At 67.8% G+C, this 26,902-nt stretch carries 22 protein-coding genes; 10 read left to right on the top strand and 12 right to left on the bottom strand.

Going from position 1 to position 26,902, the window contains the following annotated elements; all coding sequences use genetic code 11:
- Positions 1-25 precede the first annotated feature (25 nt).
- Positions 26-1,600 carry a histidine ammonia-lyase gene (hutH, locus tag JE033_RS04140; RefSeq protein ID WP_200331034.1) on the bottom strand — a complete coding sequence of 525 codons (1,575 nt, stop codon included), beginning with the start codon at positions 1,598-1,600 and terminating at the stop codon, positions 26-28.
- Between the two features lie 207 nt (positions 1,601-1,807).
- Between hutH and JE033_RS04145 the strand changes: the two genes are divergently transcribed.
- Together JE033_RS04145 and JE033_RS04150 are read left to right on the top strand one after the other, a co-directional pair.
- A complete protein-coding gene (locus JE033_RS04145) occupies positions 1,808-2,752 on the top strand; it encodes an arginase family protein (protein ID WP_200329656.1) in 945 nt (314 codons plus the stop codon).
- A gap of 97 nt (positions 2,753-2,849) precedes the next feature.
- Positions 2,850-4,271: an amino acid permease gene (locus JE033_RS04150; protein WP_200329658.1), complete on the top strand. Its 1,422-nt coding sequence runs from the start codon at positions 2,850-2,852 to the stop codon at positions 4,269-4,271.
- Here JE033_RS04150 and JE033_RS04155 read toward each other — a convergent pair.
- Both JE033_RS04155 and JE033_RS04160 read right to left on the bottom strand, forming a co-directional pair.
- A complete protein-coding gene (locus JE033_RS04155) occupies positions 4,268-4,939 on the bottom strand; it encodes a uracil-DNA glycosylase (protein ID WP_090149508.1) in 672 nt (223 codons plus the stop codon). The two genes, JE033_RS04150 and JE033_RS04155, sit on opposite strands and share 4 nt — an antisense overlap.
- A 27-nt stretch (positions 4,940-4,966) precedes the next feature.
- On the bottom strand, positions 4,967-5,740 hold the full coding sequence (locus tag JE033_RS04160; RefSeq protein ID WP_200329660.1) for an SDR family oxidoreductase: 774 nt from the start codon (positions 5,738-5,740) through the stop codon (positions 4,967-4,969).
- 222 nt (positions 5,741-5,962) lie between these two features.
- On the opposite strand from JE033_RS04160, the gene JE033_RS04165 reads away from it, so the two are divergent.
- The 3 genes from JE033_RS04165 to JE033_RS04175 all read left to right on the top strand — a co-directional run bounded on the left by JE033_RS04165 (position 5,963) and on the right by JE033_RS04175 (position 9,267).
- On the top strand, positions 5,963-7,288 hold the full coding sequence (locus JE033_RS04165; protein WP_090147615.1) for a bifunctional o-acetylhomoserine/o-acetylserine sulfhydrylase: 1,326 nt from the start codon (positions 5,963-5,965) through the stop codon (positions 7,286-7,288).
- A gap of 75 nt (positions 7,289-7,363) precedes the next feature.
- Positions 7,364-8,569, top strand: coding sequence for a homoserine O-acetyltransferase (locus JE033_RS04170; protein WP_200329662.1), 1,206 nt, complete (start codon positions 7,364-7,366; stop codon positions 8,567-8,569).
- Positions 8,570-8,682: 113 nt separating this feature from the next.
- Positions 8,683-9,267 carry a hypothetical protein gene (locus JE033_RS04175; protein ID WP_141653214.1) on the top strand — a complete coding sequence of 195 codons (585 nt, stop codon included), beginning with the start codon at positions 8,683-8,685 and terminating at the stop codon, positions 9,265-9,267.
- Between the two features lie 48 nt (positions 9,268-9,315).
- Here the strand turns inward: JE033_RS04175 and JE033_RS04180 are convergent, their stop codons facing one another.
- Both JE033_RS04180 and JE033_RS04185 read right to left on the bottom strand, forming a co-directional pair.
- Complete coding sequence (locus JE033_RS04180; protein ID WP_090147604.1) at positions 9,316-10,362, bottom strand: hemolysin family protein; 1,047 nt, start codon at positions 10,360-10,362, stop codon at positions 9,316-9,318.
- Positions 10,359-11,687 carry a hemolysin family protein gene (locus JE033_RS04185; protein ID WP_090147601.1) on the bottom strand — a complete coding sequence of 443 codons (1,329 nt, stop codon included), beginning with the start codon at positions 11,685-11,687 and terminating at the stop codon, positions 10,359-10,361. The genes JE033_RS04180 and JE033_RS04185 overlap by 4 nt, the downstream gene beginning before the upstream one ends.
- A 243-nt stretch (positions 11,688-11,930) precedes the next feature.
- Between JE033_RS04185 and JE033_RS04190 the strand changes: the two genes are divergently transcribed.
- From JE033_RS04190 to JE033_RS04200, 3 genes are read left to right on the top strand one after another with little or no spacing between them, the layout of a single operon-like run.
- Positions 11,931-15,623, top strand: a complete 3,693-nt coding sequence (locus JE033_RS04190; RefSeq protein WP_200329664.1) for a multifunctional oxoglutarate decarboxylase/oxoglutarate dehydrogenase thiamine pyrophosphate-binding subunit/dihydrolipoyllysine-residue succinyltransferase subunit — start codon at positions 11,931-11,933, stop codon at positions 15,621-15,623.
- Between the two features lie 8 nt (positions 15,624-15,631).
- Positions 15,632-16,420: a GntR family transcriptional regulator gene (locus JE033_RS04195; RefSeq protein ID WP_200329666.1), complete on the top strand. Its 789-nt coding sequence runs from the start codon at positions 15,632-15,634 to the stop codon at positions 16,418-16,420.
- On the top strand, positions 16,420-17,130 hold the full coding sequence (locus JE033_RS04200; RefSeq protein ID WP_200329668.1) for a cache domain-containing protein: 711 nt from the start codon (positions 16,420-16,422) through the stop codon (positions 17,128-17,130). Before JE033_RS04195 ends, JE033_RS04200 begins: the two co-directional genes overlap by 1 nt.
- Before the next feature lie 20 nt (positions 17,131-17,150).
- Here JE033_RS04200 and JE033_RS04205 read toward each other — a convergent pair whose 3' ends face one another.
- Genes JE033_RS04205 through JE033_RS04225 form a run of 5 tightly spaced genes read right to left on the bottom strand, consistent with a single transcriptional unit; the run spans position 17,151 to position 22,183 of the window.
- Positions 17,151-17,960, bottom strand: coding sequence for a type 1 glutamine amidotransferase (locus JE033_RS04205; RefSeq protein ID WP_234037093.1), 810 nt, complete (start codon positions 17,958-17,960; stop codon positions 17,151-17,153).
- Positions 17,957-18,694: a gamma-glutamyl-gamma-aminobutyrate hydrolase family protein gene (locus tag JE033_RS04210; RefSeq protein WP_370567897.1), complete on the bottom strand. Its 738-nt coding sequence runs from the start codon at positions 18,692-18,694 to the stop codon at positions 17,957-17,959. Before JE033_RS04210 ends, JE033_RS04205 begins: the two co-directional genes overlap by 4 nt.
- Positions 18,691-19,407, bottom strand: coding sequence for a substrate-binding periplasmic protein (locus tag JE033_RS04215; protein ID WP_370567898.1), 717 nt, complete (start codon positions 19,405-19,407; stop codon positions 18,691-18,693). Before JE033_RS04215 ends, JE033_RS04210 begins: the two co-directional genes overlap by 4 nt.
- Positions 19,404-20,912, bottom strand: a complete 1,509-nt coding sequence (locus JE033_RS04220; RefSeq protein WP_090147592.1) for a glutamine synthetase family protein — start codon at positions 20,910-20,912, stop codon at positions 19,404-19,406. Before JE033_RS04220 ends, JE033_RS04215 begins: the two co-directional genes overlap by 4 nt.
- Positions 20,913-20,959: 47 nt before the next feature.
- The gene (locus tag JE033_RS04225; RefSeq protein WP_200329672.1) at positions 20,960-22,183 is read right to left on the bottom strand and encodes a cytochrome P450; all 1,224 of its coding nucleotides are present in this window, start codon (positions 22,181-22,183) and stop codon (positions 20,960-20,962) included.
- A gap of 222 nt (positions 22,184-22,405) precedes the next feature.
- Between JE033_RS04225 and JE033_RS04230 the strand changes: the two genes are divergently transcribed.
- Positions 22,406-23,740: an FAD-dependent oxidoreductase gene (locus tag JE033_RS04230; protein ID WP_200329674.1), complete on the top strand. Its 1,335-nt coding sequence runs from the start codon at positions 22,406-22,408 to the stop codon at positions 23,738-23,740.
- Between the two features lie 14 nt (positions 23,741-23,754).
- Positions 23,755-24,213, top strand: coding sequence for a flavodoxin domain-containing protein (locus JE033_RS04235; RefSeq protein ID WP_200329676.1), 459 nt, complete (start codon positions 23,755-23,757; stop codon positions 24,211-24,213).
- Here JE033_RS04235 and JE033_RS04240 read toward each other — a convergent pair.
- Both JE033_RS04240 and JE033_RS04245 read right to left on the bottom strand, forming a co-directional pair.
- Positions 24,210-25,073, bottom strand: coding sequence for a gamma-glutamyl-gamma-aminobutyrate hydrolase family protein (locus JE033_RS04240; protein WP_200329678.1), 864 nt, complete (start codon positions 25,071-25,073; stop codon positions 24,210-24,212). The two genes, JE033_RS04235 and JE033_RS04240, sit on opposite strands and share 4 nt — an antisense overlap.
- Positions 25,074-25,161: 88 nt before the next feature.
- Complete coding sequence (locus JE033_RS04245; RefSeq protein WP_200329680.1) at positions 25,162-26,664, bottom strand: APC family permease; 1,503 nt, start codon at positions 26,662-26,664, stop codon at positions 25,162-25,164.
- Positions 26,665-26,902 lie beyond the last annotated feature (238 nt).

The raw sequence follows: 26,902 nt of genomic DNA on the forward strand, positions 1-26,902 counted from the left end.
CTATCCGGTCGGCGTCCGCTGCGACTCAGTCGAGCGGCGCGCCGAGCGCCCCGGTGAGCGCCGAGTGCACCGCTCCGCTCACGATCAGCTCGTGAGCGGCCGTGATCGTCGGAGACAGGAAGATGTCGGTCTCCGGCGCGGGAATCCGGGTGCGGAAGAGCGCATGGATCGCCGCCGTCGCGGGCGCCGGTTCGCCGAGACCGGAGGCGGCACGGAAGTCGAGCGCGCGCGTCGACGCGAGCAGCTCGATGCCGAGCACCCGCGCGAGCCCGTCGATGGAGCGCCGGAGCTTGCGGCCCGCCGCCCAGCCCATGGAGACGTGGTCCTCCTGCATCGCTGATGACGGGATCGAGTCGACCGAGGCCGGCGCGGCGAGCCGCTTGAGCTCGGAGACGATCCCCGCCGCGGTGTACTGCGCGATCATGAGACCGGAGTCGAGGCCAGCGTCCGCCGCGAGGAACGGCGGGAGGCCGTGATTGCGCGTCACGTCGAGGAAGCGGTCGGTGCGGCGCTCCGAGATGCTCGCGACGTCGGCGACGGCGATCGCGAGGAAGTCAAGCACGTAGCCGATGGGTGCGCCGTGGAAGTTGCCGTTCGATTCGACGCGGCCGTCGGGCAGGACGACCGGGTTGTCGATCGCCGAGACGAGTTCGACGCTCGCGACCCTGGCGGCGTGCGCTGCGGTGTCTCGGGCGGCGCCGTGCACCTGCGGGGCGCATCGGAGCGAGTACGCGTCTTGCACGCGCGTGAACTCGCCCTCGCGCGGCCGCTGCACCAGCTGGGAGTTCTCGAGCACGCGCAGCATGTTCGCGGCCGAGGTCGCCTGACCGGGGTGCGGACGGAGCGCGTGGAGATCCGCCGCGAAGACGGCGTCGGTCCCGGTGAGTCCCTCGATGGAGGCTGCGGCCGAGACATCCGCGATCGTCAGCAGGCTGGCGAGGTCGGTGAGGGCGAGGCAGAGCATGCCGAGCATGCCGTCGGTGCCGTTGATCAGCGCGAGCCCCTCCTTCTCGGCGAGCACCAGCGGCTCGATGCCCGCCGCTGCAAGCGCGGTCGCGGCCGGCACGGTGGGCCCGTCGGGCTCTGCCGCCGTGCGCACGTGGCCCTCCCCCATCAGCGTGAGCGCGCAGTGCGCGAGCGGGCTCAGATCTCCTGAGCACCCGAGCGAGCCGTACTCGTGCACCACCGGGGTGATGCCGGCGTTGATGATCGCGGCGTACGTCTCGACGACTTCGAGGCGCACGCCGGTCCGACCGCTCGCGAGCGTGTTCAGACGCAGGAGCATCAATGCTCGGACGACTTCGCGCTCGACCTCCGAGCCGGTTCCGGCGGCATGCGATCGGATCAGGCTCCGCTGCAGTTGCTGACGCTTCTCCACGGGAATCTGGACGTTCGCGAGAGCACCGAACCCCGTCGAGATCCCGTAGTGCGGTCGAGTGTCGTTCGCGAGATCCTCGATGACCCTGCGGCTCGCCGCGACGCGCTGGCGGCTGGAGTCGGAGATGGTGATCCGTGCATCGTGGCGGGCAACCGATACGACGTCGGCGACGGTGAGCGGAGCGTCGCCGAGCACGACGGTCGCTGGGTGGAAAGCTGTCATGCATCGATCCCACCGCACGAGCGGCACCGCGGCCAGCTCGGGCAGTCCATCGGTGTCCGGGATTCCGGACGTCGTCTCGATCCGGGATCCCGGACGCGCAGCTCGCTCCTCGTGCTGCGCGAGAGCCGGGAGACGCTCCACACTGGGAAGCAGCACCGCTGCTCGCGCGGTGCGTCGCAGCACCCCTACGATCACGAGGAGACGCCCATGGCACCCGGTCTGCCGCACGATCCGTCCTGGCCGCGCACGGGAGGATGGCCGTCTCCCGACCCCGATGGACCGGCGGATCTCGCACTCATCGGCGTACCGACCTCGCGCACCTCGCTCTCGCCGTCGAACGCGCACGAGACCCCCGCAGCGGTGCGCGAAGCGCTGCAGCGGTACTCGAGCCACATCGTCGGATCCGCACTGCCCGACGATCGCGGCGACGAGTCCGAGATCGTGCTCGACGAGGCCCTGCGCATCGTCGACGCGGGCGACTGCGTCGATCCCGACACCGAAGACGGAGAGCTCGCGGCGACGTCCGCGATCGCGGCTCTCGCCGCTCGCACCGAACTCGTCGTCGCACTCGGCGGCGACAACGCGCTGACCGTGCCCGCCGCACTCGGCATCGCGGGATCCGACCTCCCCCAGGCCGGCCTCATCACCTTCGACGCGCATCACGACCTCAGAGACGGTCGCAGCAACGGGTCGCCGGTGCGTCGCCTCATCGAGGCGGGTCTCGACCCGCGGCGCATCGTCCAGGTGGGGATCGCCGACTTCGCGAACTCCCGTGCGTACCGACGACGCGCGAAGGAGCTCGGCGTGACGGTGATCCATCGCGATGAGCTCCACGACCGACCCATGCCCGACGTCATCGCAGAGGCGCTCGACATCGCAGGCGCAGGAGGCGGGCCGGTGCACGTCGATCTCGACGTCGACGTGTGCGATCGCTCCGTCGCTCCCGGCTGCCCGGCCTCCATCCCCGGCGGCCTGCAGGCGCACGAGATCCGTCGTGCAGCCCGACTGCTCGCAGCCGATCCGCGCGTGCGCGGCATCGACATCGCGGAGGTCGACGCCGCCGCAGACGCACCCGACGGTCGCACCGTGCGACTCGCCGCCCTGCTCGTGCTCGAAGCCGCGGCCGGGCTCGCACGACGGCTCGGTCGGTAGCCCCCCGCCCTCCCGCACGGCAGCACTCCCCGCGACACGGGTCCGTCGAGTGCGCCCGATTCCACAGAATCCGTTCGACGACGAAAGGATGTTCTTCATGACCACGACCGATTCCGGCCTCCGGCGCGGCCTCACCGCTCGGCACATCAGGTTCATGGCCCTCGGCTCAGCGATCGGCACGGGGCTCTTCATGGGCTCCTCCGGCGCGATCCAGACCGCGGGCCCGGCGGTGCTCATCGCCTACATCATCGGCGGCGCCGCCGTATTCATGGTGATGCGGGCGCTCGGCGAGATGGTCGTGCGGCACCCGGTGTCGGGATCGTTCGGCCAGTACGCGTCGCGCTACATCCACCCGTTCGCCGGCTTCCTCGTCGGTTGGACCTTCGCATTCGAGATGTTCCTCGTCGCGGTCTTCGACGCGACCGCGATCGGCGTCTACATGCGGTTCTGGTTCCCCGACGTGTCGCAGTGGGTGTGGGTGCTGGCCGTCGTCTGCTTCATCGCGGCCATCAACCTGCTCGGCGTCCGCGTCTTCGGCGAACTCGAGTTCTGGTTCGCGCTCGTGAAGATCGTCGCGATCGTCGCGCTGATCGTCGCGGGCGTCGCCGTCATCCTGTTCGGCTTCGGCGTCGCCGGACACGATCAGATGGGACCGCAGAACCTGGTCGAGCACGGCGGGTTCATGCCGCACGGCTTCTGGGGTGTGATCGCTTCGTTCACGATCGTGATGTTCGCCTTCGGCGGCATCGAGATCATCGGGGTCACCGCCGGCGAAGCCCAGAACCCGAAGCAGGTGCTCCCGAATGCGATCAACTCGGTGCCGATCCGGATCCTGCTCTTCTACGTGCTGACCCTCGGGGTCATCATGTGCATCCAGCCCTGGGTCGACATCACCGGCGAGACGAGCCCGTTCGTCTCGATCTTCGAGTCGATCGGGTTCCAGGCCGCGGCAGCCGTGTTCAACGTGATCCTCATCACCGCGGCGCTCTCAGCCATGAACGCCGACATCTTCGGTGCGGGTCGCATGCTGCACGGTCTCGCCGAACAGGGCCAGGCTCCCCGATCATTCACACGCACCACGCGCAACGGCGTACCCATCATGACGGTGCTCACGATGATCATCGGCCTGCTCGTCGGTGTCGTGCTCAACTTCTTCTACCCCGACCAAGTGCTCTTCCTGCTCGGAGCGCTCGCCACGTTCGCGACGGTGCTGGTTTGGCTCGTGATTCTCGTCGCCCACATCCGCATGAAGGCGGAGATCGCGCGCGAGCACCGGCTCCCCAGCGAGTTCCCGGTGCCCCTGTGGCCGGTCGCATCGTGGCTCACGGTCGCGTTCATCGTGGGCGTCATCGTGCTCGTCGGAATCGTTCCCGACTCGCGCCCGGCGCTGTGGGTGGGACTCGTCTGGGTCGCCTGTGTGACCGCGTGCTACTTCGCGTGGGTGCGCGGCGACGGGCGTCAGCCGTACCACCTCGTCGATCAGACCGAGCCCATCGGAGTGGTCCCCGCCGAGCGCTAGAAGAGCGCTGGCTCGACCGGGGGCACGGACCAGTCGACTGGTTCGGCGCCCTGCATCCGGAGCGCAGCGTTCGCACGGCTGAAGGGGCGGGAGCCGAAGAACCCGCGCGACGCCGAGAGGGGGGACGGATGCGCGCTCTCGATGCAGGGCACTCCGTCGAGCAGGGCCCCGAGCGTCTGGGCTGGCTTCCCCCACAGGATCGCGACGAGCGGCCCGCCCCGCTCGGCGAGCGCCGTGATCGCGTGAGCGGTGATCTGTTCCCAGCCCTTCCGCTGGTGGGAACCGGCGTCACCGGCGCGCACCGTGAGCACGCGGTTGAGCAGCAGCACGCCGCGATCGGCCCACGCGGTGAGATCCCCGTGCTCGGCCGGCGGAACGCCGAGGTCGTCTGCGAGCTCGCGGTAGATGTTCCTGAGGCTCCGCGGGATGGGGCGCACATCGGCGGACGTCGCGAACGACAGTCCGATCGGATGCCCCGGGGTGGGGTACGGATCCTGCCCGACGATGAGCACCCGGACGTCCGCCATCGGCCGCTCGAACGCCGCGAGCACGCGATCGGGGCTCGGGAGCACCTCGACGCCGGCGGCGCGCTCCGACTGCACGAAGCGCTCGACGGCGGCCAACTGCTCCGCGACGGGGCCGAGGGCCGTTGCCCAGTCGGTCGCCATGCCGGCGGTCGAAAGCGGGCGCACCGGTCAGTCGTCCCGCGCTGCGAGCTCGCCCCGGTGCGTGTGGAACACGCTCGTCTGCGCGACCGGCCTGAGCACGATGAGGTCTTGATTCACGTGCGGAGGCTGCTCGAAGGCGCCGACCAGCACCCGCGCCACGTCCTCCGCTTGCAACGGGATCACGTCCGCGTACGGTTTCTGCGCCGCCTCCGCGTCCCCTCGGAGCCGGTTCAGCGTGAACTCCTCGGTGTGCACGAGTCCCGGTGCCAGCTCCATGACCCGGATCGGCTCGCCTCCGAGCTCCAGGCGCAGCACCTGCGTCACGGCGTGCGCCGCGTATTTGGCGGCGTTGTACCCGCCCCCGCCGGGGTACGCGTCATGCCCGGCCGTCGACGTCAGGTTGAGGATCGACGCCCATCCCGACTGCCGCGCGCCCTCGCGCAGCACCGGCAGGAGTGCCGCCGTCACCGAGCGCAATCCGATCACGTTCACCTCGAACATACGGCGCCAGTCGGCGTTCGAGGCGTGTTCGACGGATTCGGTGCCCCAGGCGCCCCCGGCGTTGTTCACGAGCCCGGTCGCCCCTCCGCTGTCCGCCACCTCGGCCGCGAGGCCGGCGACCTGCGCTTCATCCGTCACGTCGCACGCGATCGCTCGCGCACCGGTTTCGGCGGCGAGCGCCTCGAGACGGTCGAGCCGCCGCGCAACGGCGACGGTCTCCCAGCCGAGCTCCGCGAACCTGCGCACCGTCGCCGCTCCGATTCCGGAACTCGCCCCTGTGACCACGACCCGACGTTGCATGCGCTCCTCTTCCGCTCGGCAGTACGTGCTCCGAGCCTAGCGAGGCGTCGCGGCTCGCAACAGACGGGTCGACGCGCGCTGACGAGGCGCGAATCACGTTACGCAATACGACTCGCTCCGTTGCCGCCGCGGCACGCGTCTCGTACGCTCGGACCGCACCGCAACTTCATCTCGCACCGCAGCTTCACTCGCACATCGCAATCTACTCACCGAGGAGTCATCATGACCGACCAGAGCGCCTGGGGATTCGAAACCCGGCAGATCCACTCGGGCCAGCAGCCCGACGAGACCGGGGCTCGCGCCGTTCCGATCCACCAGACCACATCGTTCGTGTTCGACGACACGACCCAGGCTGCGAACCGATTCGCGCTCGCGGAGCTCGGCCCGATCTACACCCGCATCACGAACCCGACCCAGGCCGTCGTCGAAGAGCGCATCGCCGCGCTCGAGGGGGGAAGCGGCGCGCTGCTGCTCGCGAGCGGGCAGGCGGCGTCGACGTTCGCCGTGCTGAACATCGCGAACTCGGGTGATCACATCGTGTCGTCGGCGTCGATCTACGGCGGCACGTACAACCTATTCAAGTACTCGCTCGCGAAGCTCGGCATCGAAGTCACCTTCGTCGAGGATCAGGACGACCCCGCAGCGTGGCAGCGCGCCGTCCGCCCCAACACCAAGCTCTTCTTCGCCGAGTCGATCGCGAACCCGCGCTCCAACGTGCTCGACATCCGTGCGGTCGCCGATGTCGCGCACGAGAACAGCCTGCCGCTCATCATCGACAACACCGTCGCGAGCCCGTACCTGGTGCGCCCGTTCGAGCACGGCGCGGACATCGTGCTGCACTCCGCCACGAAGTTCCTCGGCGGGCACGGCACGACCCTCGGCGGCGTGATCGTCGACGGAGGCGTCTTCGAGTGGTCGCAGCACGCCGACAAGTTCCCCGGGCTGACGGAGCCCGACCCCTCGTACAACGGCGTCAGCTACACGGGAGCCGTCGGCGACGCGATCGCGTACATCATCAAGGCGCGGGTGCAGCTGCTGCGCGACCTCGGGGCGTCGATCGCCCCGCTCAGCGCCTGGCTCCTGCTGCAGGGCATCGAGACGCTGTCGCTCCGCGTCGAGCGCCACGTGCAGAACGCCCAGGAGGTGGCTGAGTGGCTCGATTCCCACGATGACGTCGCGACGGTCTACTACTCGGGCCTGCCGTCGAGCCCGTGGTACGCCGCAGCGAACCGCTACGCACCGAAGGGCGTGGGAGCGGTGCTCGCGTTCGAGCTCAAGGGCGGGGTCGACGCAGGCCGCGCGGTCGTGGAGAACGTCGAGCTCTTCAGCCACGTCGCCAATATCGGCGACGTGCGCAGCCTGATCATCCACCCGGCCTCGACGACGCACTCGCAGCTGACACCCGAGCAGCAGCTGACGGCGGGCGTCACGCCCGGGCTCGTGCGTCTGTCGGTGGGCCTCGAGCACATCGACGACATCAAGGCCGATTTGGAGCAGGGATTCGCTGCGGCTCGCAAGGTCGTGGCCGAGTCGGCCGCGAACGCCTAGACGGTGCGGTGCGGGGGCGGACGCAGCGCGTAATATTCGCCCTCGCACCGGCTGCGCACGACAGAATGGGTGCTCATGGACTGGCAGACTCCCGAGGACTCGTTCCCGACCGATTTCATCACCGATGCGCAACTGCGCGCGCTGATGGGGCGGCCGCCGATCTCGGGCGGATGGCGGGACGGCGATGCCGTCGGCGAGCGCTCATTCGTGTCGGTCGGAGAACTCGAGACCGAGGCCGGCAGTGTCATTCCCCACGTGCGCATCGCATACGAGACGTTCGGCGCGCTCAATGAGCGGCGCGACAACGCGATCCTCGTCTTTCACGCCCTGACGGGCGACAGCCATCTCGTGGGCCCGGCCGCGGCCGGGCACCCGACCGACGGCTGGTGGTCTGAGATCGTCGGCCCGGGCAAACCCCTCGACACCGATCGCTTCTGCATCATCGCCCCCAACGTGCTCGGAGGGTGTCAGGGATCGACCGGGCCCGGCTCCCTCGACCCGTCGGGCCTGGAGTGGGGCGGGAGGTTCCCCTACCTCACCATCCGCGATCAGGTCACCGCTGCCGGCCGTTTCGCCGACGCCCTCGGCATCGAGCGGTTCGAGGCGGTCATCGGGGGCTCCATGGGCGGAATGCACGCCCTCGAGTGGGGCGTCTCGCACCCGGATCGCGCGGCGCGGATCGCGGTCATCGCCGCTCCCCCGGTGACCACCGCCGACCAGATCGGCCTCAATCTCGTGCAGCTCGAAGCCATCCGCTCGGACCCCTTCTACCGCGGCGGCAACTACTACGACGCCCCCGACGGGGTCGGACCCCACCACGGCCTCGCCACCGCGCGCAGGCTCGCCCTGCTCAACTACCGGAGCAATACCGAGCTCGACGAACGGTTCGGTCGCGCGTGGCAATCCGCGGTGAGTCCGCTCGGCGGCGGCGGTCGCTTCGCCGTCGAGTCGTACCTCGACTTCCACGGCAACAAGTTCACCCGACGGTTCGACGCGAACAGCTACGTCACGCTCGTGCAGGCGATGAACTCGCACGACGTCGGCCGCGGCCGCGGCGGCGTGCGCGCCGCACTCTCCACGATCGACGTGCCGACGCTCGTGCTCGGCATCCCGAGCGATCGGCTCTTCACGCTCGAAGGCCAGGATGAGATCGCGCGGCACACGCCAGGCAGTCTCGACGGGTCGCGCGCAACGCGCATCGATTCGCCGTTCGGCCACGACGCGTTTCTGATCGAGTTCGAGCGCGTCGGCGCTCAACTCCGACGACTGCTCGCTGCCTGAACGGCCTCGCAGCAGCCACTCGGGGGCCTCCCACCTTTGCGCCGTAGTCTCTCCCCATAACCTGACCGGCGCGTCCGCCCGAGTCTCTGCGTCACCGGAAGAGGAGCATCAGCTTGACTATCGTGCACGCGCGTTCTTCTTGGCGCGCTCTGGGTGTGGTCGCGTCCGTCACCGCCGTGATCCCGCTCTGCCTCGCGGGCTGCGCCCCGGCGGTGGAGAGCGACGCGAGCGCCGCCGAACTCCGCGCCGCCCCGGATTCGAACCTCATGACGGTTCCGGTGGATCGCACGTACGACGTCACCGAGATCAACCTCATCGCGCCCCTCGGCGCCTCCTCGCTCCACGAAGCGCTCGGCGAGCGCATCTCGTCCACGGGCACCATGGTCGTGCGCGACGGCATGATCATGTCGGCCGACCTCCAGGTGGTCATCGACGACATGCCTGAGGCCTCCTTCGTGCAGACCCGGCCGACGATGCTCGTACGCGACGACATCGAAGAGACCGTGACGTCCGTCGGCACTCTCTCGGTCGGGGGCCTCACGCAGCCCAACACGAGCGTCGAGCTCAAGCCGACCGAGCTCGGCGAGGATCAGGCGCAGTTCGACGTGACCTTCGCCATCCCCGACAATCTGCTCGTCTCGACGGCCGGGCTCCCGTTCGACGAGATCTCGGCGCACCTCGTACTCACGGCGCAATAGCGCCGGGCCTCGCGTCGCTTCGGCCCGCGCCGTGGACGCCCGCCCGCCTTAGGCGAAACGCTGTCGGCGCGTCGCGTCGTGGATCTCGCCGACGAGCTCTTCGATGACGTCTTCGAGGAAGACGACCCCGAGGACGGATCCCGCGTCGTCGTGAATGCGAGCGAGATGAATGCCCCTGCCCTGGAGCCGGGCGAGCACGTCCTCGAGTTCCGTCTTCGCATGCACCGATTCCATCTCGCGGATGCGCTTCGCCGGGATCGGCTGCGCAATGCGATCCTCTCCCAGTCGCACCAGGTCCTTGATGTGCACGTAGCCGACGAGCTCGCCGCTCGCGTCGGCGATGGGATACCTGGAGAAGCCGTGCCGGGCGACCGCGGCCTCCACGTCCTCCGGCGTCGACCCCTCAGGGAGCACGACGAGGCGGTCGGATGCGACGAGCAGGTCCTCCGCTCGCTTCGTCGTGAACTCGAAGGCGGCGGTGAGCGCACCGCTGCGGTCTTCCAGCACGCCCTCGCGCGTCGAGTGGCTCACGATGCTCGCCACTTCTTCCAGCGTGAACGTGCTGTTCGTCTCCGATTTGGGCTCCACGCCGAAGAGACGCAGCACGCCGTTCGCGACGGCGTTGAGCGCCGCGATGATGTGCCGGAGCAGGCGCGAGATCGCGACGAGCGGCGGCGCGAGGAGCAGCACGGCGCGATCCGGCATGGAGAACGCGGCGTTCTTCGGGACCATCTCGCCGAAGACCACGTGCAGATACGAGACGCCGACGAGCGTGAGCACGAACGCCGCGATGGTCACCGCCTGCTCGGGAATGCCCGTCCAATGCAGCGGCCCCTCGAGCAGGTGGTGGATCGCCGGCTCGGAGACGTTCAGGATCAGCAAGGAGCACACGGTGATGCCCAGCTGACTCGTCGCGAGCATGAGCGTCGCATGCTCCATGGCGTAGAGCGCTGTCTGCGCGCGCTTCGACCCTGCCTCCGCGCGCGGCTCGATCTGCGACCGCCGAGCAGAGATCACGGCGAACTCGGCGCCGACGAAGAACGCGTTGGCGGCGAGCAGCACCACCAACCACAGGATTCCGACCCAGTCGCTCATGCGCTCTCCCCCTCGGCCGCCGATGGCGCCGCTGGCGCGCTCGTGTACTGCAGACGGGCGATGCGCCGACCGTCCATGCGCATCACGCGCAGCGTACCGCCATCGGGCAGTTCGACGGCGTCGCCGGCCTCGGGAATGCGACCGAGCTCGTGCAGCACGTACCCGGCCGCGGTGTCGTAGGCGTCGTCTTCCGGGATCTCGACTCCCGTCTGCTCGCGCACCTCGTCCGGGCGCAGGTCGGCGGGGAAACTCATCTGCTCAGCAGTTCCCACCACGCCGGCGGCCGCCCGGTCGTGCTCGTCGGCGACCTCGCCGACGATCTCCTCGACCAGGTCTTCCAGGGTGACGATGCCCGCCGTCCCGCCGTACTCATCGGCGACGATCGCGAGCTGGAACCCGCTCGCCCGCAATTCCTCGAGCAACTGGTCGAGGTGCATCGTCTCGGGCACGCGCACCGCATCCTCCATGAGCGCCGCCACCGGGACGTCCTCGCGCTTCGCTCGGGGCACGGCGACCGCCTGCTTCACGTGCACGACACCGACGATGTCGTCGCGATCCTCATCGATCACCGGGAAGCGGGAGAAGCCGGTGCGACCCGACAACTCGAGCACGGCCTTCGCGGGTTCGAGTCGCTGCAGACTCTCGACTTTCAGGCGCGGTGTCATCACGTCGCCAGCGGAGAGCTCCGAGAAGCGCAGGGTGCGATCGAGCAGGGTCGCGGTATCGGCCTCCAGCAGTCCGGCGCTCGCCGAGTGACGGACGAGTGACGAGAGCTCCTGCGCGGACCGGGCGCCCGACAGCTCCTCCTGCGGTTCGATGCCGAGCGTGCGCAGAATACCGTTCGCGCTCCCGTTCAGCACCATCACCGCTGGCTTCAACGTGGTCGTGAACGCGGCCTGGGCCGGCATCACGAGCCGAGCGGTGGCCAGCGGGTTGGAGATCGCGAAGTTCTTCGGCACGAGCTCGCCCACGATCATCGAGAACACCGTGGCGATGGCCACCGCGATGGGAGCGCTGATGGCGCGTCGCAGATCCTCGGGCACCCCGACCGCAGCGAGCGGGCCGCCGAGGAAGGTGCTCAGCGCCGGTTCCAGCGTGTACCCCGCGAGCAGCGTCGTCAGCGTGATGCCCAGCTGGGCGCTCGAGAGATGCGTCGACGTGCGAGAGAGACCTCGGATCACGCGGTCGAGCCCGCGCTCCCCGGCGCCGCGACGGCGCTCCAAGTCGTGCCGGTCGAGTGCCACGAGGGAGAACTCGGACGCCACGAAAACACCCGTCCCGAGCGTCAGCACGACGCCGATGAGCAGGAGGAGCCAGTCGTTCATCCACGACTCCGGGAGAAGACGATCTGCCGCGCCTCAGCGCGGCCGGTACTCGGAGGGTCGGAAGGTCTTCGAGAGTCAACGTCCATAGCCCTCCGAGATTACCACCAGAACCCGGAATCTGCGCTGAGAGTATTCGGGCACCGGCGCCGAGATGGGCGTAGGCTTGTTGCCGGTACGGCTCAGGAGCCATTACCTCCGACTACATCAATCTTGCAGGCATTGCACGAACGAGAGGAAGTCGCTTTGGCGGAGCGCACGGAGACCACCAATCAAGCTGGTCCCGCAGGAGATTTCGGCGCGAATGCGTGGCTGGTGGACGAACTCTGGAAGCAGTTCCAAGTCGACAAGAACTCGGTAGACCGGTCATGGTGGCCCGTTCTCGAGAAGTACGGCGCCGCTCAGGCGGGTGAGGCGACGACGCCGGCTCCCTCCGGCGGTGCGGCCCCCGCGACGAGCCCGATCACCACTCCGACGCAACCCGCGAGGACGACGAAAGCAGCGCCGCGCGTCGCTCCGATCCCGGCCGACGCCCCGAGCACGGCGCGCAACACGAACGCCGAGCAGGAGGCGCCTGAAGCCGATCAGGTGACCCCGCTCAAGGGCATGGCGCGAACGCTCTCCAAGAACATGGACCAGAGCCTGGCGGTGCCGACGGCGACGAGCGTGCGCACGATCCCCGCGAAGCTGCTGATCGACAACCGCATCGTCATCAACAACCACCTGCGCCGCAGCCGCGGCGGCAAGGTGTCGTTCACCCACCTCATCGGCTGGGCCCTGATCCAGACGCTGAAGGAGTTCCCGAGCCAGAACGTCAGCTACGCGGAGGTGGACGGCAAGCCCTCGATCGTCACGCCAGCGCACATCGGGCTCGGCATCGCGATCGACGTGCCGAAGCCCGACGGCACCCGCTCGCTGCTGGTCCCGTCGGTGAAGCGAGCCGAATCGCTCAACTTCAACGAATTCCTCTCCGCCTACGAGGACCTCGTGAAGCGAGCCCGCGACAACAAGCTCGCGGCCGGGGACTTCCAGGGCACCACGATCTCGCTCACCAATCCCGGCGGCATCGGCACGGTGCACTCCGTCCCCCGCCTCATGCAGGGCCAGGGCAGCATCATCGGCGCCGGCGCCCTCGAGTACCCCGCTGAGTTCCAGGGCGCGTCGCAGGAGACGCTGAACCGGCTCGGCATCTCCAAGACCATCACGCTCACGAGCACCTACGACCATCGGGTCATCCAGGGCGCCGGTTCCGGCCAGTTCCTGAAGCTCGTGCACGAGCGCCTGATCGGCAAGCACAACTTCTACGAAGAGATCTTCGCCGCGCTGCGCATCCCGTACAAGCCGGTGCAGTGGGCCTCCGACATCCATGTCGACATCGTCGGCGCGGTCGACAAGTCGGCGCGCGTGCAGGAGCTCATCAACTCCTTCCGCGTGCGCGGCCACCTCATGGCCGATGTGGATCCGCTCGAGTACGTGCAGCGCACCCACCCCGACCTCGAGATCGAGTCCCACGGACTGACCTTCTGGGATCTCGACCGCGAGTTCGCCACCGGAGGCATCGGCGGCAAGCGCACCATGCCGCTGCGCGACATCCTCGGCGTGCTGCGCGACTCGTACTGCCGCAAGATCGGCATCGAGTACATGCACATTCAGGACCCCGCGCAGCGGCTGTGGTTGCGCGATCAGCTCGAAGTGCCCTACGCGAAGCCGAGCCACGACGAGCAGATGCGCATCCTCGAGAAGCTCAACGAGGCCGAGGCCTTCGAGACCTTCCTGCAGACGAAGTACGTCGGCCAGAAGCGCTTCAGCCTGGAGGGCGGCGAGACCGTCATTCCGCTGCTCGACGCGATGCTCATCGATGCGGCGGAGGACGGCGTCGACAGCGTCGACGTCGGGATGGCCCACCGCGGCCGTCTGAACGTGCTCTCCAACATCGCGGGCAAGACGTACGGACAGATCTTCCGCGAGTTCGAGGGGGCGCAGGCGCAGAAGGCCGGTTCGGGCGATGTCAAGTACCACCTCGGCACTTCCGGCGTCTTCACCGCCCCCAACGGCACGCAGGTGCCGATCCATCTTGCGGCGAATCCGTCGCACCTCGAAACGGTCGACGGCGTACTCGAGGGCATCGTCCGCGCGAAGCAGGACTTGAAGCCGATCGGCTCCTTCACCACCCTGCCGATCCTGATCCACGGCGACGCGGCGATGGCCGGCCAGGGAATCGTGTACGAGACGATGCAGATGTCGCAGCTGCGCGGCTACCGCACGGGCGGCACCATTCACATCATCATCAACAATCAGGTCGGTTTCACGACGCTCCCACTCGATTCCCGTTCGACGGCCTACTCCTCGGATATCGGCAAGGTCGTGCAAGCGCCGATCTTCCACGTGAACGGGGACGACCCGGAATCGGTCGTGCGCGTCGCGAAACTCGCCTACGAGTTCCGTCAGCGCTTCCACATCGACGTCGTCATCGACCTCGTGTGCTACCGCCGTCGCGGCCACAACGAGGGCGACGACCCCTCGATGACCCAGCCGCTCATGACCGACCTCATCGAGGCGAAGCGCTCGACGCGCCGCCTGTACACGAGCGCCCTCGTCGGACGCGGTGACATCACCGAGGAAGAGTACGACAAGGCGAAGCAGGATTTCCAGGATCGGCTCGAACGGGCGTTCCAGGAGACCCATGCCGCTCAGACCGGATCGATCCCGGTCATGGACACGAGCGGCATCGCGGAGGTCTCGGAATCCGGCGGCCGCTCCGAGCAGCAGCTCGAAACCGCGGTGGATCGCACGGTCATCGAGCGGATCGGCGATGCGCACGCCAACAAGCCAGAAGGCTTCATCGTGCATCAGAAGCTCCAGCAGCTCCTCAACAAGCGTCTGGAGATGAGCCGGGAGGGCGGCATCGACTGGGGCTTCGGAGAGCTGCTGGCGCTCGGCTCGCTCCTCATGGAGGGCACTGCGGTGCGCTTCGCCGGTCAGGATGCGCGGCGCGGCACCTTCGCCCAGCGGCACGCGGTGTTCCACGATCGCGCGAACGGACAGGAGTGGATTCCGCTGCTCAACCTGTCCGAGGAGCAGGCGCGGTTCTGGATCTACGACTCGCTGCTCTCCGAGTACGCCGCGCTGGCCTACGAGTACGGGTACTCGCTGCAGCGAGAGGATGCGCTCGTACTCTGGGAAGCGCAGTTCGGAGACTTCGCGAACACCGCGCAGGCCGTGATCGACGAGTACATCGCCGCTGCCGAGCAGAAGTGGGGCCAGCAGTCCTCCGTCGTGATGCTGCTCCCCCACGGCTACGAGGGTCAGGGACCCGACCACTCCTCCGCGCGCATCGAGCGGTACCTGCAGCTGTGCGCTGAAGACAACATGATCGTCGCCCGCCCGTCGACGCCGGCGAACTACTTCCATCTGCTCCGGCGACAGGCCTACGCCCGTCCGCGCAAACCGCTCATCGTGTTCACGCCGAAGTCGATGCTGCGCCTGCGCGGAGCGACGTCGAAGGTGGAGGACTTCACCGAGGGCTCGTTCCAGCCAGTGATCGACGACCCGGCGATCACCGAGCCCACGAGCGTGGAGCGCGTGCTCCTCGTGTCCGGCAAGGTCTACTACGACCTGCGATCCGCTCTCGAAAAGCGCCCCGACCCGCGCGTCGCGGTGGTTCGCGTCGAGCAGTTCTACCCGATTCCGGCGACGCAGCTGGGTCGCGTGCTCGCGCAGTACCAGGGCGCCGAGATCGTCTGGGTGCAGGACGAGCCCGAGAACCAGGGCGCGTGGCCGTTCATCTCGCTCGAGCTCTCCAAGAAGCTCGCGAACGACCGCATCCGCGTGGTTTCGCGTGCGGCGTCGGCGGCGCCCTCGACGGGCTCGGCCAAGGTGCACGCGGTGGAGCAGGAGGAGCTCATCTCCCGCGCGCTGCGCTTCGACGGCGACGCCTAGGAGTTCCAGTGCACCAATCGCTGATCGGGGACTCACCGAGTGCGGGCGGCGCCTCGGTGAGCCCCCAGATCAGCGGTATCGCGCAGAAGATCGCGTCCGCGATCTCTGTCGGCATGCTCAGCGTCGGAGAGCGGCTGCCCCCCGAGGCCGATCTCGCCGGGCAGTTCGGCATCGCCGTCGCGACGCTCCGGAAGGCGCTCGCCGAGCTGCGCGCCGAGGGCATCGTCGAGACGCGGCGCGGGCGGAATGGCGGCACGTTCGTCGTGCAATCCCCGTTTCCCTCGCCTGAAACACTGACCGCGTCGCTCATCCGTACGAGCACGACGGCGCTTCGCGACTTCTTCGACGAGCACGCCGCAGTCTCGGGCATGGCCGCGTATCTTGCTGCTGAGCGCACGTCGCCGGATGCGCGGACGCGCCTCGCCGAATTCGCGTTTCTGGCGCGGGAGGCGCGGACCGTGCGCGACCGGTCGCTCGCTGACAGTCGGTTCCATTTCGAGGTCGCCGTGCTCAGCCAGTCGCAGCGCCTGCTCACCTCTGAGCAGAGACTCCAGTCGGAGCTCTCCCCGTTCCTCTGGTGCGGGCAGATCTGTCGAGCGTCCGCGCAGGGCGCGTTCACCGAGCACCTCGACATCGTGATGGCGATCGAACAGCGCGCACCGGACCGAGCGCGAGAACTCGCCGTGGCTCATGTGCGCGGCAACATGAAGCTGATCATCGACGGAAAGATCGCGCTCAATCGCCTTGCAGCGGCGAACGATCCGAGCGGGGCGAATCAGGAGGCGAGCCCGCGGTGATGCCCGAGACAGAAATCGTCGACGAGGTGATTCAGCGGGTCGATGCCTGGTTCTCACGACGCTTCGATCGGCTGGCCCGACTCGCGACGCAGTTGATCGACGTGACGGCACTCGATGCTGACGGCCACATCGAGATCACCGAGGCGGCCCGGAAACGACTCAAATCGGTCGCCGTCCGATACCTCGCCGAAGACGAAACGGTCGACGGGTGCGGACTCATCATCGCGCAGTCCGCATTGGGCACAGAGATCGGGGATCTGGAGTGGTGGGTGCGCGAGGAGGAATCGCGCTTCGCCCGGTACTCGTTCGGCGTCGTCCCCGGTGCCGATCGGTATTACGACTACTCGCACCACGAGTGGTTCACTCGCGCATTCGTCGACGGCGAGACGGCGATCGTCGGGCCGTACATCGACTACCTCGGCATCGAGGCGTACGTGGTGACGATCACCGTTCCCGCAGAGATCGACGGCACTCGCATCGGAGCCGTCGGCAACGACCTCCAGGTCGCAGATCTCGAAGCCGCGCTGCTCCCCGAGCTGCTTCGCGCGCCTGCGGAGATCGCCCTCATCGGCGCGCGCGGCACCGTGCTCTTCGGCACGTCTTCCCGGTTCGTGTCAGGCGACTACGTAGCGCCCGAGCTCGATGGGTTCCGCAGCGTCGCCGTCGGTCCATCGGGCGCGGGCCTACGCATCGTCGTTCCGTCCGCCTGACGCGATCGCAGCACCGCACCTCATCCGGTCCGCTGTGCGCGCACCCGGGCGTCCACGATCCCGGCGAATCGCCCCGCGACTCCGCCCCACACGCGCAGCAGCTCTGGCTCGGCGGCGGTGACCCTCGACACGATCGATGCGGCATCGAGCGCGAGCTGTTCGAGGTTCTCGGCGTCTTCGATGACCCAGTCGGCGGCCGACACCGACGAGGCCTCGGGGTGGAACTGCACGCCCCAGGCAGCTCCGCCGAGAGCGAAGACCTGATTCGGGCAGCGATCACTCGAGGCCAAGCGTCTCGCGGCGCTCGGGAGTGCCGCGACCGCGAGGTAATGCCACTGCACGACCGGCACGGAAGCACCGGCGAAGGGTCCGAACAGCGGGTCCTCCTCGCCGGGCGTCGCGCCGCGTCCCGCGAACGTGACCGTGTCGAGGCCGATCTCCGGCCCGTGCGCCATCGGGGTGACTCGACCGCCGTGCGCGACGGCCAGCAGCTGCGCTCCGAGGCAGATGCCGAGGGTGGGCACGCCAGAGGCGACGCCCTCGCGCAGCAACTCGCGCACGCGGGAGAGCCACGGGGCCACGGCGTCGTCCTCCGGCCCCATCGAGCCTCCGAGCACCACCAGGCCGTCGAATCCGGTGAGGGTCTCCGGTATCGCGCCCGGATTCTCGGCGCTCCGGACGTCGACTCGCGCTGCTGCCGACTCGAATGAGCTCGCGATCGCTCCCAACCCCGCGTTCGACTGATGCTGAATGACGAGGATGCGCCCCTGGCTCGTGCTCTCGGCCGACGACACTGGGGCGGACTGGCTCATCGCCGTCCTCGGCGTCATGCCGCTCTCCCGCTCGACGCGGTGGAACCCTCATGAGGAATCGCGTGCAATGCGGCTCGACGGATCAGCCAATCGAAGAGCGCCTGCTGCTGCGCGTCGCCCGCAGCGGTGTCTTCGGGGTGCCACTGCACCGCGATGAGGTCAGCACCCGGCACTTCGACCGCTTCGACGATGCCGTCCTCGGCGCTCCCCACCGCACGAAGGCCCCTGCCCAGCCGATCGATCGCTTGATGGTGGTAGGACGACACTGAGATGGTCGTCATTCCGAGCACCTCCGCGAGCGATGATTCCGGCGCGATCGCGACGGGATGCGCGGCGTTGCGGTGCCGGCTCTCGATGGGGAGATCCTGCACCAGCGATCCGCCGTACTCGACGTTCAGCAGCTGGAATCCCCGGCAGATCGCGAGCACCGGCACCCCGCTTCGCATCGCCGCAGCCATCATGTCAGCTTCGAACTGATCCTGCGCGGCGAAATCGGCGGGCACCGTCGCGGGGTCAGATACGCAGCCGTACCGGGCAGGATCGACGTCGGCGCCGCCCGGAACGAGCAGGCCGCCCAACCCCTCGAGTCGTTCCTCCGCCGACAGCGCACTCTCGGCGAACAGCATCATCGGCTCCCCTCCGGCCCGCACCACCGAGCGAAGCACGGCGGTGGACACGGCGCTGCCATCGAACCTCAGGCCGTGAATGCGGTTCGACCACATTCCGGTGATGCCGATGCGCGGCGGCCTCACCGTCCCGCCCCACTGCTGAGCGGGAACGGCAGCAACGGCATCCACCGCTGCCAGATGCGCTCCAACTGCCCGTCGGCGATCGCCGACTCGAGGGCCGCATCGAGCTCCGAGCGCAGCGCGTCGTTTCCGGGTGCGACGCCGACCCCCCAGCGATTGCCGGTGCGCACGGTGAACGCCTCGACGAAGTCGGGATCCTCTTCCGCGAGGGGCACCATCACCACGTCGTCATCGACGAATCCGTCGATGCGCCCGCTCCGCGTCGCCTCGATCATGTCGCCGAACACGTCATCGCTCGCGCCGAAGCTCACGAGTTCGACGCCAGCAAAGGTCTCAGCCAAGCGCATGTTCGTCGAGTGAGCGATTGCGCCGATGCGGTACCCGTCGAGATCATCGGCCGAACGAGCGGGATCATCGGCGCGCACCAGGAGCGTCTCGTTGAACACGGCGTACGGCCGCGTGAAGTCCACGAGAGCCGCTCGTTCGGCCGTCTCCCCTTGCCCGCACCACACGGCGTCGGCGTCTCCGCGACGCACCGCCGGAATCATCTCCTCCCAGGGCAGCATCACCCACTCGACGCTTGCGCCGATCCGCTCGGCGATCGCCGACGCGACGTCGGGTTCGTAGCCCGAACGCTCGACCCCGTCCGGGCTCTTGGCGAAGAGCGGCAGCGCTTCCGAGTCGATGCAGGCGAGCCGAAGCACTCGCGCGCTCACGGGATCGCCTCCCAGTACTGATCGAACTCCCACTGGGTGATCTGGCCGCAGTACCGCGCCCACTCATCCCGCTTCAGCTGCAGGAAGATGCGCGTGAGTTCTTCCGGCATCGCGCCCATGAGATAGGAGTCGGCTTCGAAGGCATCGATCGCGCTTCCCAGGGTGTTCGGAACCACCACGTCCTGCAGCAGGGCGCTCGGCGCTCCGGGCTCGCCCGGTTCGAGCCCGGCTTCGATGCCGTGCTCGATCGCTGCGAGAAGATACAGGTGCGAGAGGTACGGGTTCACGCTCGCGTCCGGGAGGCGGTACTCCATGCGACCGTTCGCGGAGATTCGGATGGCGACGCCACGGGTGTCGAGGCCCCAGTCGGCGCCCGACGGCGCGAACTGCCCGGCGTCCCAGTAGCGCTTGTAGGAGTTCACGGTCGACCCCATGACGAGCATCGAACCCGGCGTGTGCAGCAGCATGCCCGCGATCGAGCGCCGCGCCGTCTCAGTCGCGTGCAATTCGACGCGGCCGTCCTCCACCACGTTCTCCTCGCCGTCGGCGCCGGCTCGCCACAAGCTCAGGTTGTGGTGGCACCCGTTGCCCATCTTGCCGTTGTACGGCTTCGCCATGAAGCTCGCCTGCAGGCCGAGTTCCCGTGCGACCTGCTTGCAGATCTGCCGGTACGTCGTCATTCGTTCTGCGGTGAGCTCGGCGCGGTCGTACTCCCAGTTGAGCTCGATCTGGCCGGCGTCTTCGTAGTCGCCCTGAATCATCGTGAATCCGAGCGCCTGCGCGTAGGAGATGATCTTCTTGTAGACGGGCCGCATCTTCTCGAGGTTCTCCACCTGGTACGCCGGGCTCTGATCCTCCTTCGACACCACTTCGAGGCCAGGCCCGGTCCAGGTCATCTCGGGTTCGAGTCCGCTCCTGAGTTCGAGACCGGTGCGTTCCGTGAAGCCGCGGTGCGCCGCGGCGAAGAGCGCGCGCGTGTCGAGCGGGATGAGCCGCCCGCCCGATGGTCCCAGGTGCGGTGGATCGTAGGCGGTGCAGAAGATGCGTCCCACCTCGCCGTCCCACGGAAGCGCCTGGAAGGTCTCCGGTTCGGGGAGCGCCCAGAACTCGTGCGCTGAGACTCCCCCGCCGATGAGCTCGCCCTCGCGACTCGTCTGCAGATCGGTGAGCGCCGTGCGGTGGAACGCGATGCCCTTGCGCAGCATGCGCTCGTAGTGCTCCGCGGGTACGACCTTCGCGACCGTGCGGCTGCCGAGCGTCGGAATCATGTAGTAGATGTACTTGACGCCCGTCGCCCGAATGCGCTCGGCGAGCGCTTCCACGACCTCCGGGCGCAGGTTCGCCTGCTGATGGCGTTCGAACGCGCTGGTGTCGTCGAGCAGTTCGCGCAGCGCGGCGCCGAACCGACCGCCGGTCTCCCATGAGGTCGCGGAGGTCTGGCGACTCGCGCTCACTGGCTCGTCGAGTTCGGAGGGATGCAGCCGGTCGGCTGTCAGGTGGGTCATGGTGGTCCTTTCGACATTGGAAGGGTGAAGCGCGACCGCGGATGGTGTCATCGCACGGTGAAGGTGATCGGCAGAGCGATCGGGCCGTGATTTCCGGAATCCGGCAGCCACGAGTCTCCGCCGGGGCAGGAGACGTCGGTGAACGCCTCTGCGAGCATCGGGAGCGCGACGCTCATGTCGGCGCGGGCGATGAAGTGACCGATGCACTTGTGCACGCCGCCGCCGAAGGTGTGATGCTGCTTCCGCCCGCTCACCTCGATATCGATCTCCGGATCGGGGAACGCCTCTGGGTCGGTGCCGCTCGCCATCGTGAAGAGGTGCACCGTCGTGCCCTCGGCGATGCTCAGGCCCTTGAATTCGAAGTCCTCGTTGGCCTCCCGCGTCACCCAGCGAGTCGTCGGATTGACGCGCAGGGCCTCCTCGAGCGCGGGGCGCGTCAGCTCCTTGGGCCGTGCGGCGAGCTTCTCCCATTGACCGGGGTTTCGCATGAACGTCTGCAAGATGAGCCCGAGCTGGTTGCGCGTCGTGTCCATGCCGCCGAACAGCATCAGGACCAGCGCATTTCGCAGTTCTGCGTCACTGAGGCTGTCGCCGTCGCCCTGGCTCACCTGCAGCAGTTTCGACACCATGTCGTCGCTGGGATCGCGACGACGCTCTTCGATGAGTTGCTCGACGAAGTCGTAGAGCTCCCGCACCGCGACATCGACGCGCTCGATGTCCTCCTTGATGGTGACGCTGAGCGCGTAGCCCACGGTGTTCGCACGGGATGCGATGAAGGGCCAGTGCTCGTGCGGCAGCCCCATCATCGCGCAGAGGGCCCGTGTGGCGAACGGCTCGGCGAAGTGGGCGACGAAATCGACCTGCTCTCCGCGCTCGTCTCGCGCGATCATCTCGGAGATGAGTTCTTCGGCGATCGCGGCGAACGCCGGTTCGAGTCGTCGCGCCACCCCTGGCGAGAACGCAGGGTTGAGCAATCGGCGTATCCGGTCGTGCTCGGTGCCCTCGAGTACGAGGAGGTTCTTCTCCCACCACTCGTAGAACACCCCGGAGTGGACGCCGTGGTGATCGGGCCACTGGGCGCTGCCCTGATTCAGGCTCGGGTGCTTCAGCAGCTCGGTGACCTCCTGATACCGCAGCACTCCGAAACCGTAGTTCGTCCGGGCGTACCAGCTGCGCTCTCGAGCCGCGCGAACCGCTTCCGAGTTCATCGCGAAATCGGGAGCGGCGATGTCGAGGTAGGGCGCCTGCTCGGTTTCCAGCTGTGCGGTCATTCGTACTCCTTCGTCGAATTCGCTTCGCTGACGTGCGACGCAGCGAGTGCTAATAAGTTACTTATAAATGTTTTAATGCGCAAGCGACCGCGTGAAACTCTTGGCCCATACTGCATCCTTCGACGTAAAACATTCTCTCGTCATCTTTTTTCAGATACACTTGCCGAACAGTTCTGACGAGCACCGCAGCTCGCCATCCCGAAAGCGTGGAAAGGAGCCGCAATGACGCCGCAGCCGAACCCCCAGGTCGCGATCATCGGCAGTGGGCCAGCCGGGTGCTACCTGGCGCAGGCGCTGCACCGCGCCCTTCCCACCGCCGAGTTGACCATCTTCGACCGCACCGCAGCGCCGTACGGGCTCATCCGCTACGGCGTAGCCCCCGATCATCAGCACACGAAGGCGATCACGCGACAGTTCGATCGCCTGTTCCAGTCACCCGAAGTGCACTTCGTCGGCGGCGTCGACGTCGACGTCGACGTCACGCTCGCCGAACTGCGCGAGCTGTACGACGTCGTGGTGCTCGCGACCGGCCTTCAGCGAGACCGTGCGCTCGATGCACCCGGGGCACAGCTCCAAGGCGTCGTCGCGGCCGGAGAGATCATCCGGTCGCTGAATGCGCACCCGAAGGTCGATCCCGAGGGCTTTCCCCGCCTCGGCAGCGATGTCGTCGTGATCGGGGCGGGCAACGTCGCACTCGACGTGGTGCGCTTCCTGGTCAAAGATCGCTCCGGATTCGTCGGCAGCGATGTGGACGACGCAGCGCTCGAGCAGTACCTCGCCGCGCCCGCGCAACGGATCACGGTGCTGAGCCGCGCCGCGGCAGCCGATTCCAAGGGCGACCCGCAGATGCTGCGCGAACTCGCGGCACTCCCGCGCGCCACGTACACCGTGACCGATTCGGCGACGACGACGAGTGCCGCGCCGCAGTCGCCGGATGATCGGACGCGCGCGGCGCGCCTCGCCTCCGTCGCTTCCCTCGACGAGCGCCAACGGGGCGCATTCCCCGGCCCCGCGGTCTCGTTCTGCTTCGGAGCTCGGCCGTCCCGCATCCTGGGCGACGAGCACGTGAGCGCGGTCGAGTACACGCTCGCGGGGCAGAACGTGACGGTGCCAGCCAGTGCGGTCATCACGGCCATCGGATTCGATCCTCACGCGGCACCCGGCGCAGCGAGCGAAACGACCGCGGCCGGAATCATCGCTTCGCTGCCACCGGACCTCGACTCCGGTCGGATCGCTCCAGCGCTCTACCGCACCGGCTGGGCGCAGCGCGGATCACGCGGTGCCATTCCGGAGAATCGTTCTTCGGCGAAGCTCGTCGCCGAGGAGATCGTGGCCGATCTCGCGGACGGCGCACGGATCACTCGCAATCGCGCAAGCGGCGGATACCAGGCACTCGATGCCGGGCTTCGCGAGCGGGCCGTCGATTTCTCCCAGTGGCTCGCACTCGATGCCCACGAACGCCGAACCGCGCCCGAGGGCCGCGTGCGACGCAAAGTCGTATCGCACGAACAGATGATCGACATCGCGCGGCGCACCGCCCCCGCGAACCAACCCTGATTGAAAGGCACCCCGTGAAGTTCTCCATCCTCTACGGCACCGAATCCGGAAACTCCGAACTCATCGCGGAAGACCTCGGCGACCATCTGCGCACCGACCACGACGATGTCGTCGTGCAGGACCTGCAGCACACCGACCCGGCGGAGATCACGCCTGATCGCTTCTACCTGGTCGTGTGCTCGACGCACGGCTCCGGCGATCTGCCGAACTCGGCGGTTCCGTTCGCCCAGGCGTTCGACGAGAATCCGCCGGCACTCGCGGGCGTGCGATACGCGATGTTCGGCCTCGGCGATCTCTTCTACGAGGAGACGTACTCGCAGGGCAGCGAGCACCTGGATCGGCGCTTCACGGCTCAGGGCGCTGAACGCGTCGGACCGTACGGTCGCCATGACGCTTCTTCATGGGAGGTTCCGAGCGAAGCGGCACTCGAGTGGCTGCCGCAGGTGCTCGAGGCCGCTTCGGTGTCAGCCTAGATCCTCGCCCCGTCCGGGGCCGCGGCTCCGCTCGAGTCGCGGCCCCGGGGATCACCGTTCGCGCGGCCGCGCGCGCGAGCAACCAGCTCGCCGAAGATCGCGGCGCGGTCTTCCACATCCGCCTGCGGTTCCTCCGGGTGCCACTGCACCCCGATCGCCCAAGACGCCGTGCGGTGCTCCGTGCCCTCGACCAGGCCGTCCACGGCGCGCGCGCTCACCCGCAGCTGCGATGCGACACGGTCGACGGCCTGATGATGCCCATTGCGCACCGATATCTCCGTGCGCCCGAGAATCCCGGCGATCCTCGAATCAGGATCGAGGCGCACGGGCTCATCGACGAACAGCGGCGAGCCCTCAGCCCCGTGATGCGGCGAGTAGTCCAGGATGTCGGGGATGAGCGTTCCACCGAACGCGACGTTGAATAGCTGAGAGCCGCGACAGATCGCGAGCACCGGGAGATCCTGACGCACCGACTCCTGAATCAGATTCACGCAGTACTGATCGGCGCGCCTGTCGACTCCGTACTCGTTCGCGGGCGGCGGGCCAGGATAGTCGTAGCAGCGAACGTCCACGTCGCCGCCGCCGAGGAACACGACCCCGTCCGCACCGTCGAGCGCAGCGCCGACATCGATCAGCTCTTCCGCGGCCGAGTCCACCAGCGCTGGAACGCCGCCTGCCGCGCGCACGGCATCGAACGCGATTCTGGTGAACGACTCCTGCAGGTCATGAGCTGCGCAGTCCATGCCGGGGAACGTGAGCGACACCACCATTCTGATGTCGGGACGCGGAGCAGCGCTGTCGGGGCCGGGATCCGGGTGGAGCTCGGAGAACGATCCCGGATCGACTCGCAAGTCGCGCATTCGGATTCCTTCGTTTCGCCGCGGATCCGGGCGACCGCTCTCGCGGGCGCCCGGATCCGTGTGTGCCGATGATGGTATTCGCGCGGACTCAGACGGCGGTGCTGATGCGAATGGGTCCGCTCGCGTCGCCCGCGGGCGCGTCGCCGCGCAGGTACGCGCGCGAGGCCAGCATGTAGATCCAGCCGACCCCGATGACGCCGACCGTGGTCAGGATGAGGAGGTAGTCCTCGGCCCAGCCGCCGCCCGTCGGTCGCGGCCACAGGATGTTCACGACGGCGGCGACGCCCCAGACGAGCGCGATGAGGTTGACCGGGTACGCCCAAGCGCCGAGTCGGAATCTTCCGGCCGGCTTCCACCCGAGCACTCGAGCTCGCAGCGCCGCGAACACCACCATCTGGAAGCCGATGTAGATGCCGACGGTGCCGAATCCGACCATTGCGGTCAGCGCATCTTCGAGGAGGAGGGAGAGCACGATCACGATGGCCGGGAAGAGCGCCGCGGCGATCAGGGCATTGCTCGGCACGTGGCGGCGTTCGTTGAACGTCGCCAGGAAGCGAGAGGCGGGAAGGAATCGGTCGCGTGCCATCGAGTAGATCAGGCGGCTGGCGGCCGCCTGCAGGCTCGTGATGCACGAGATGAAAGCGATCGCGATGACGAGCATGACGAGCGGGAAGATCGGGCCGAAGGCCTCGGTCAGCAGCGCGCCGATGGGATCAGCGACGGCACCCGATGCCACGGCGGCGAAGTCCGGCACCGCGAGCACGAGCGAGAAGGCGAGCAGGTTCGCCGCGAATCCCCCGATGTAGAGGGTGAGGCGCATCGCCTTCGGCACGCGGACGCCCGGGTTCTTCACCTCTTCGGCGACGTCGCCATTGGCTTCGAAGCCGTAGTAGGCGAACATGCCGATGAGTGCGGCCGCCGCGAATGCACCGAAGTACCCGCCCGGGGCTGTGTCGCCGATGCCCTGGTTGTCGAAGAGCACGCTCCAGTCGTGCTGACGCCCGAACAGCAGCAGGTACCCGCCGATGACCACGGCGCCGAGCATCTCGGCGACGAGGCCGACGGTCGCCGCCAGACTGAGCACTTTCGTGCCTGAGAAGTTCAGGAACGTCGCCACGACGAGGGTACCGAGGGCGACCAGCACGGTGCCGCCGGCATCGAGCGTGGCGCCGAATACCGAGGCGACGAACGGAGCCGCGCCGTAAGCGACCGCGGCGATGGTGCCGATCAAGGCGACGACGTAGATCCAGCCGTTCATCCACGCCCACTTCCGCCCCCAGAGTCGCCGGGACCAGGGGTAGACGCCTCCGGCCACCGGATAGTTGGAGACGACTTCGCCGAAGATGAGGGCGACGAAGAACTGTCCGACGAGAGCGATGACGAGCGCCCAGACCATCGGCGGCCCGGCTTGGCTCAACGAGATCGCGAACATCGAGTAGACGCCGGCGATCGGCGACAGGTAGGTGAACCCGAGGGAGACGTTTCCCCAGAAACTCATCTCCCGTTTGAAGGTGGTGTCGTAGGTGTAGCCGAGCGACGCGAGGTGCGCGGCGTCCGCATCTTCTTCGACAACGGAATGGTGCTTTGACATGGTCGCTGGTACTCCTTCGTACGTCGACAGCAATCGCGCATCTCATCCCGAGACGCGTGACAAGAACCTACTCCTACATGTTTTATTCATCAAGTATGAACTTGCAAGTTTCTCGAGCAATCGCGAATATTCCACGTATTCATTCATTCATGAATGAATTATTCGGGCGCGCTCGACGCGTGCGCGCGCCCCAGCAGCGGCGGCGGCGTAGCGGCTCACCGGTACTTCCGGAGCCCTC

Origin of the sequence: Leucobacter sp. L43 (assembly GCF_016597785.1) — a bacterium.
GTDB lineage: Bacteria > Actinomycetota > Actinomycetes > Actinomycetales > Microbacteriaceae > Leucobacter > Leucobacter alluvii.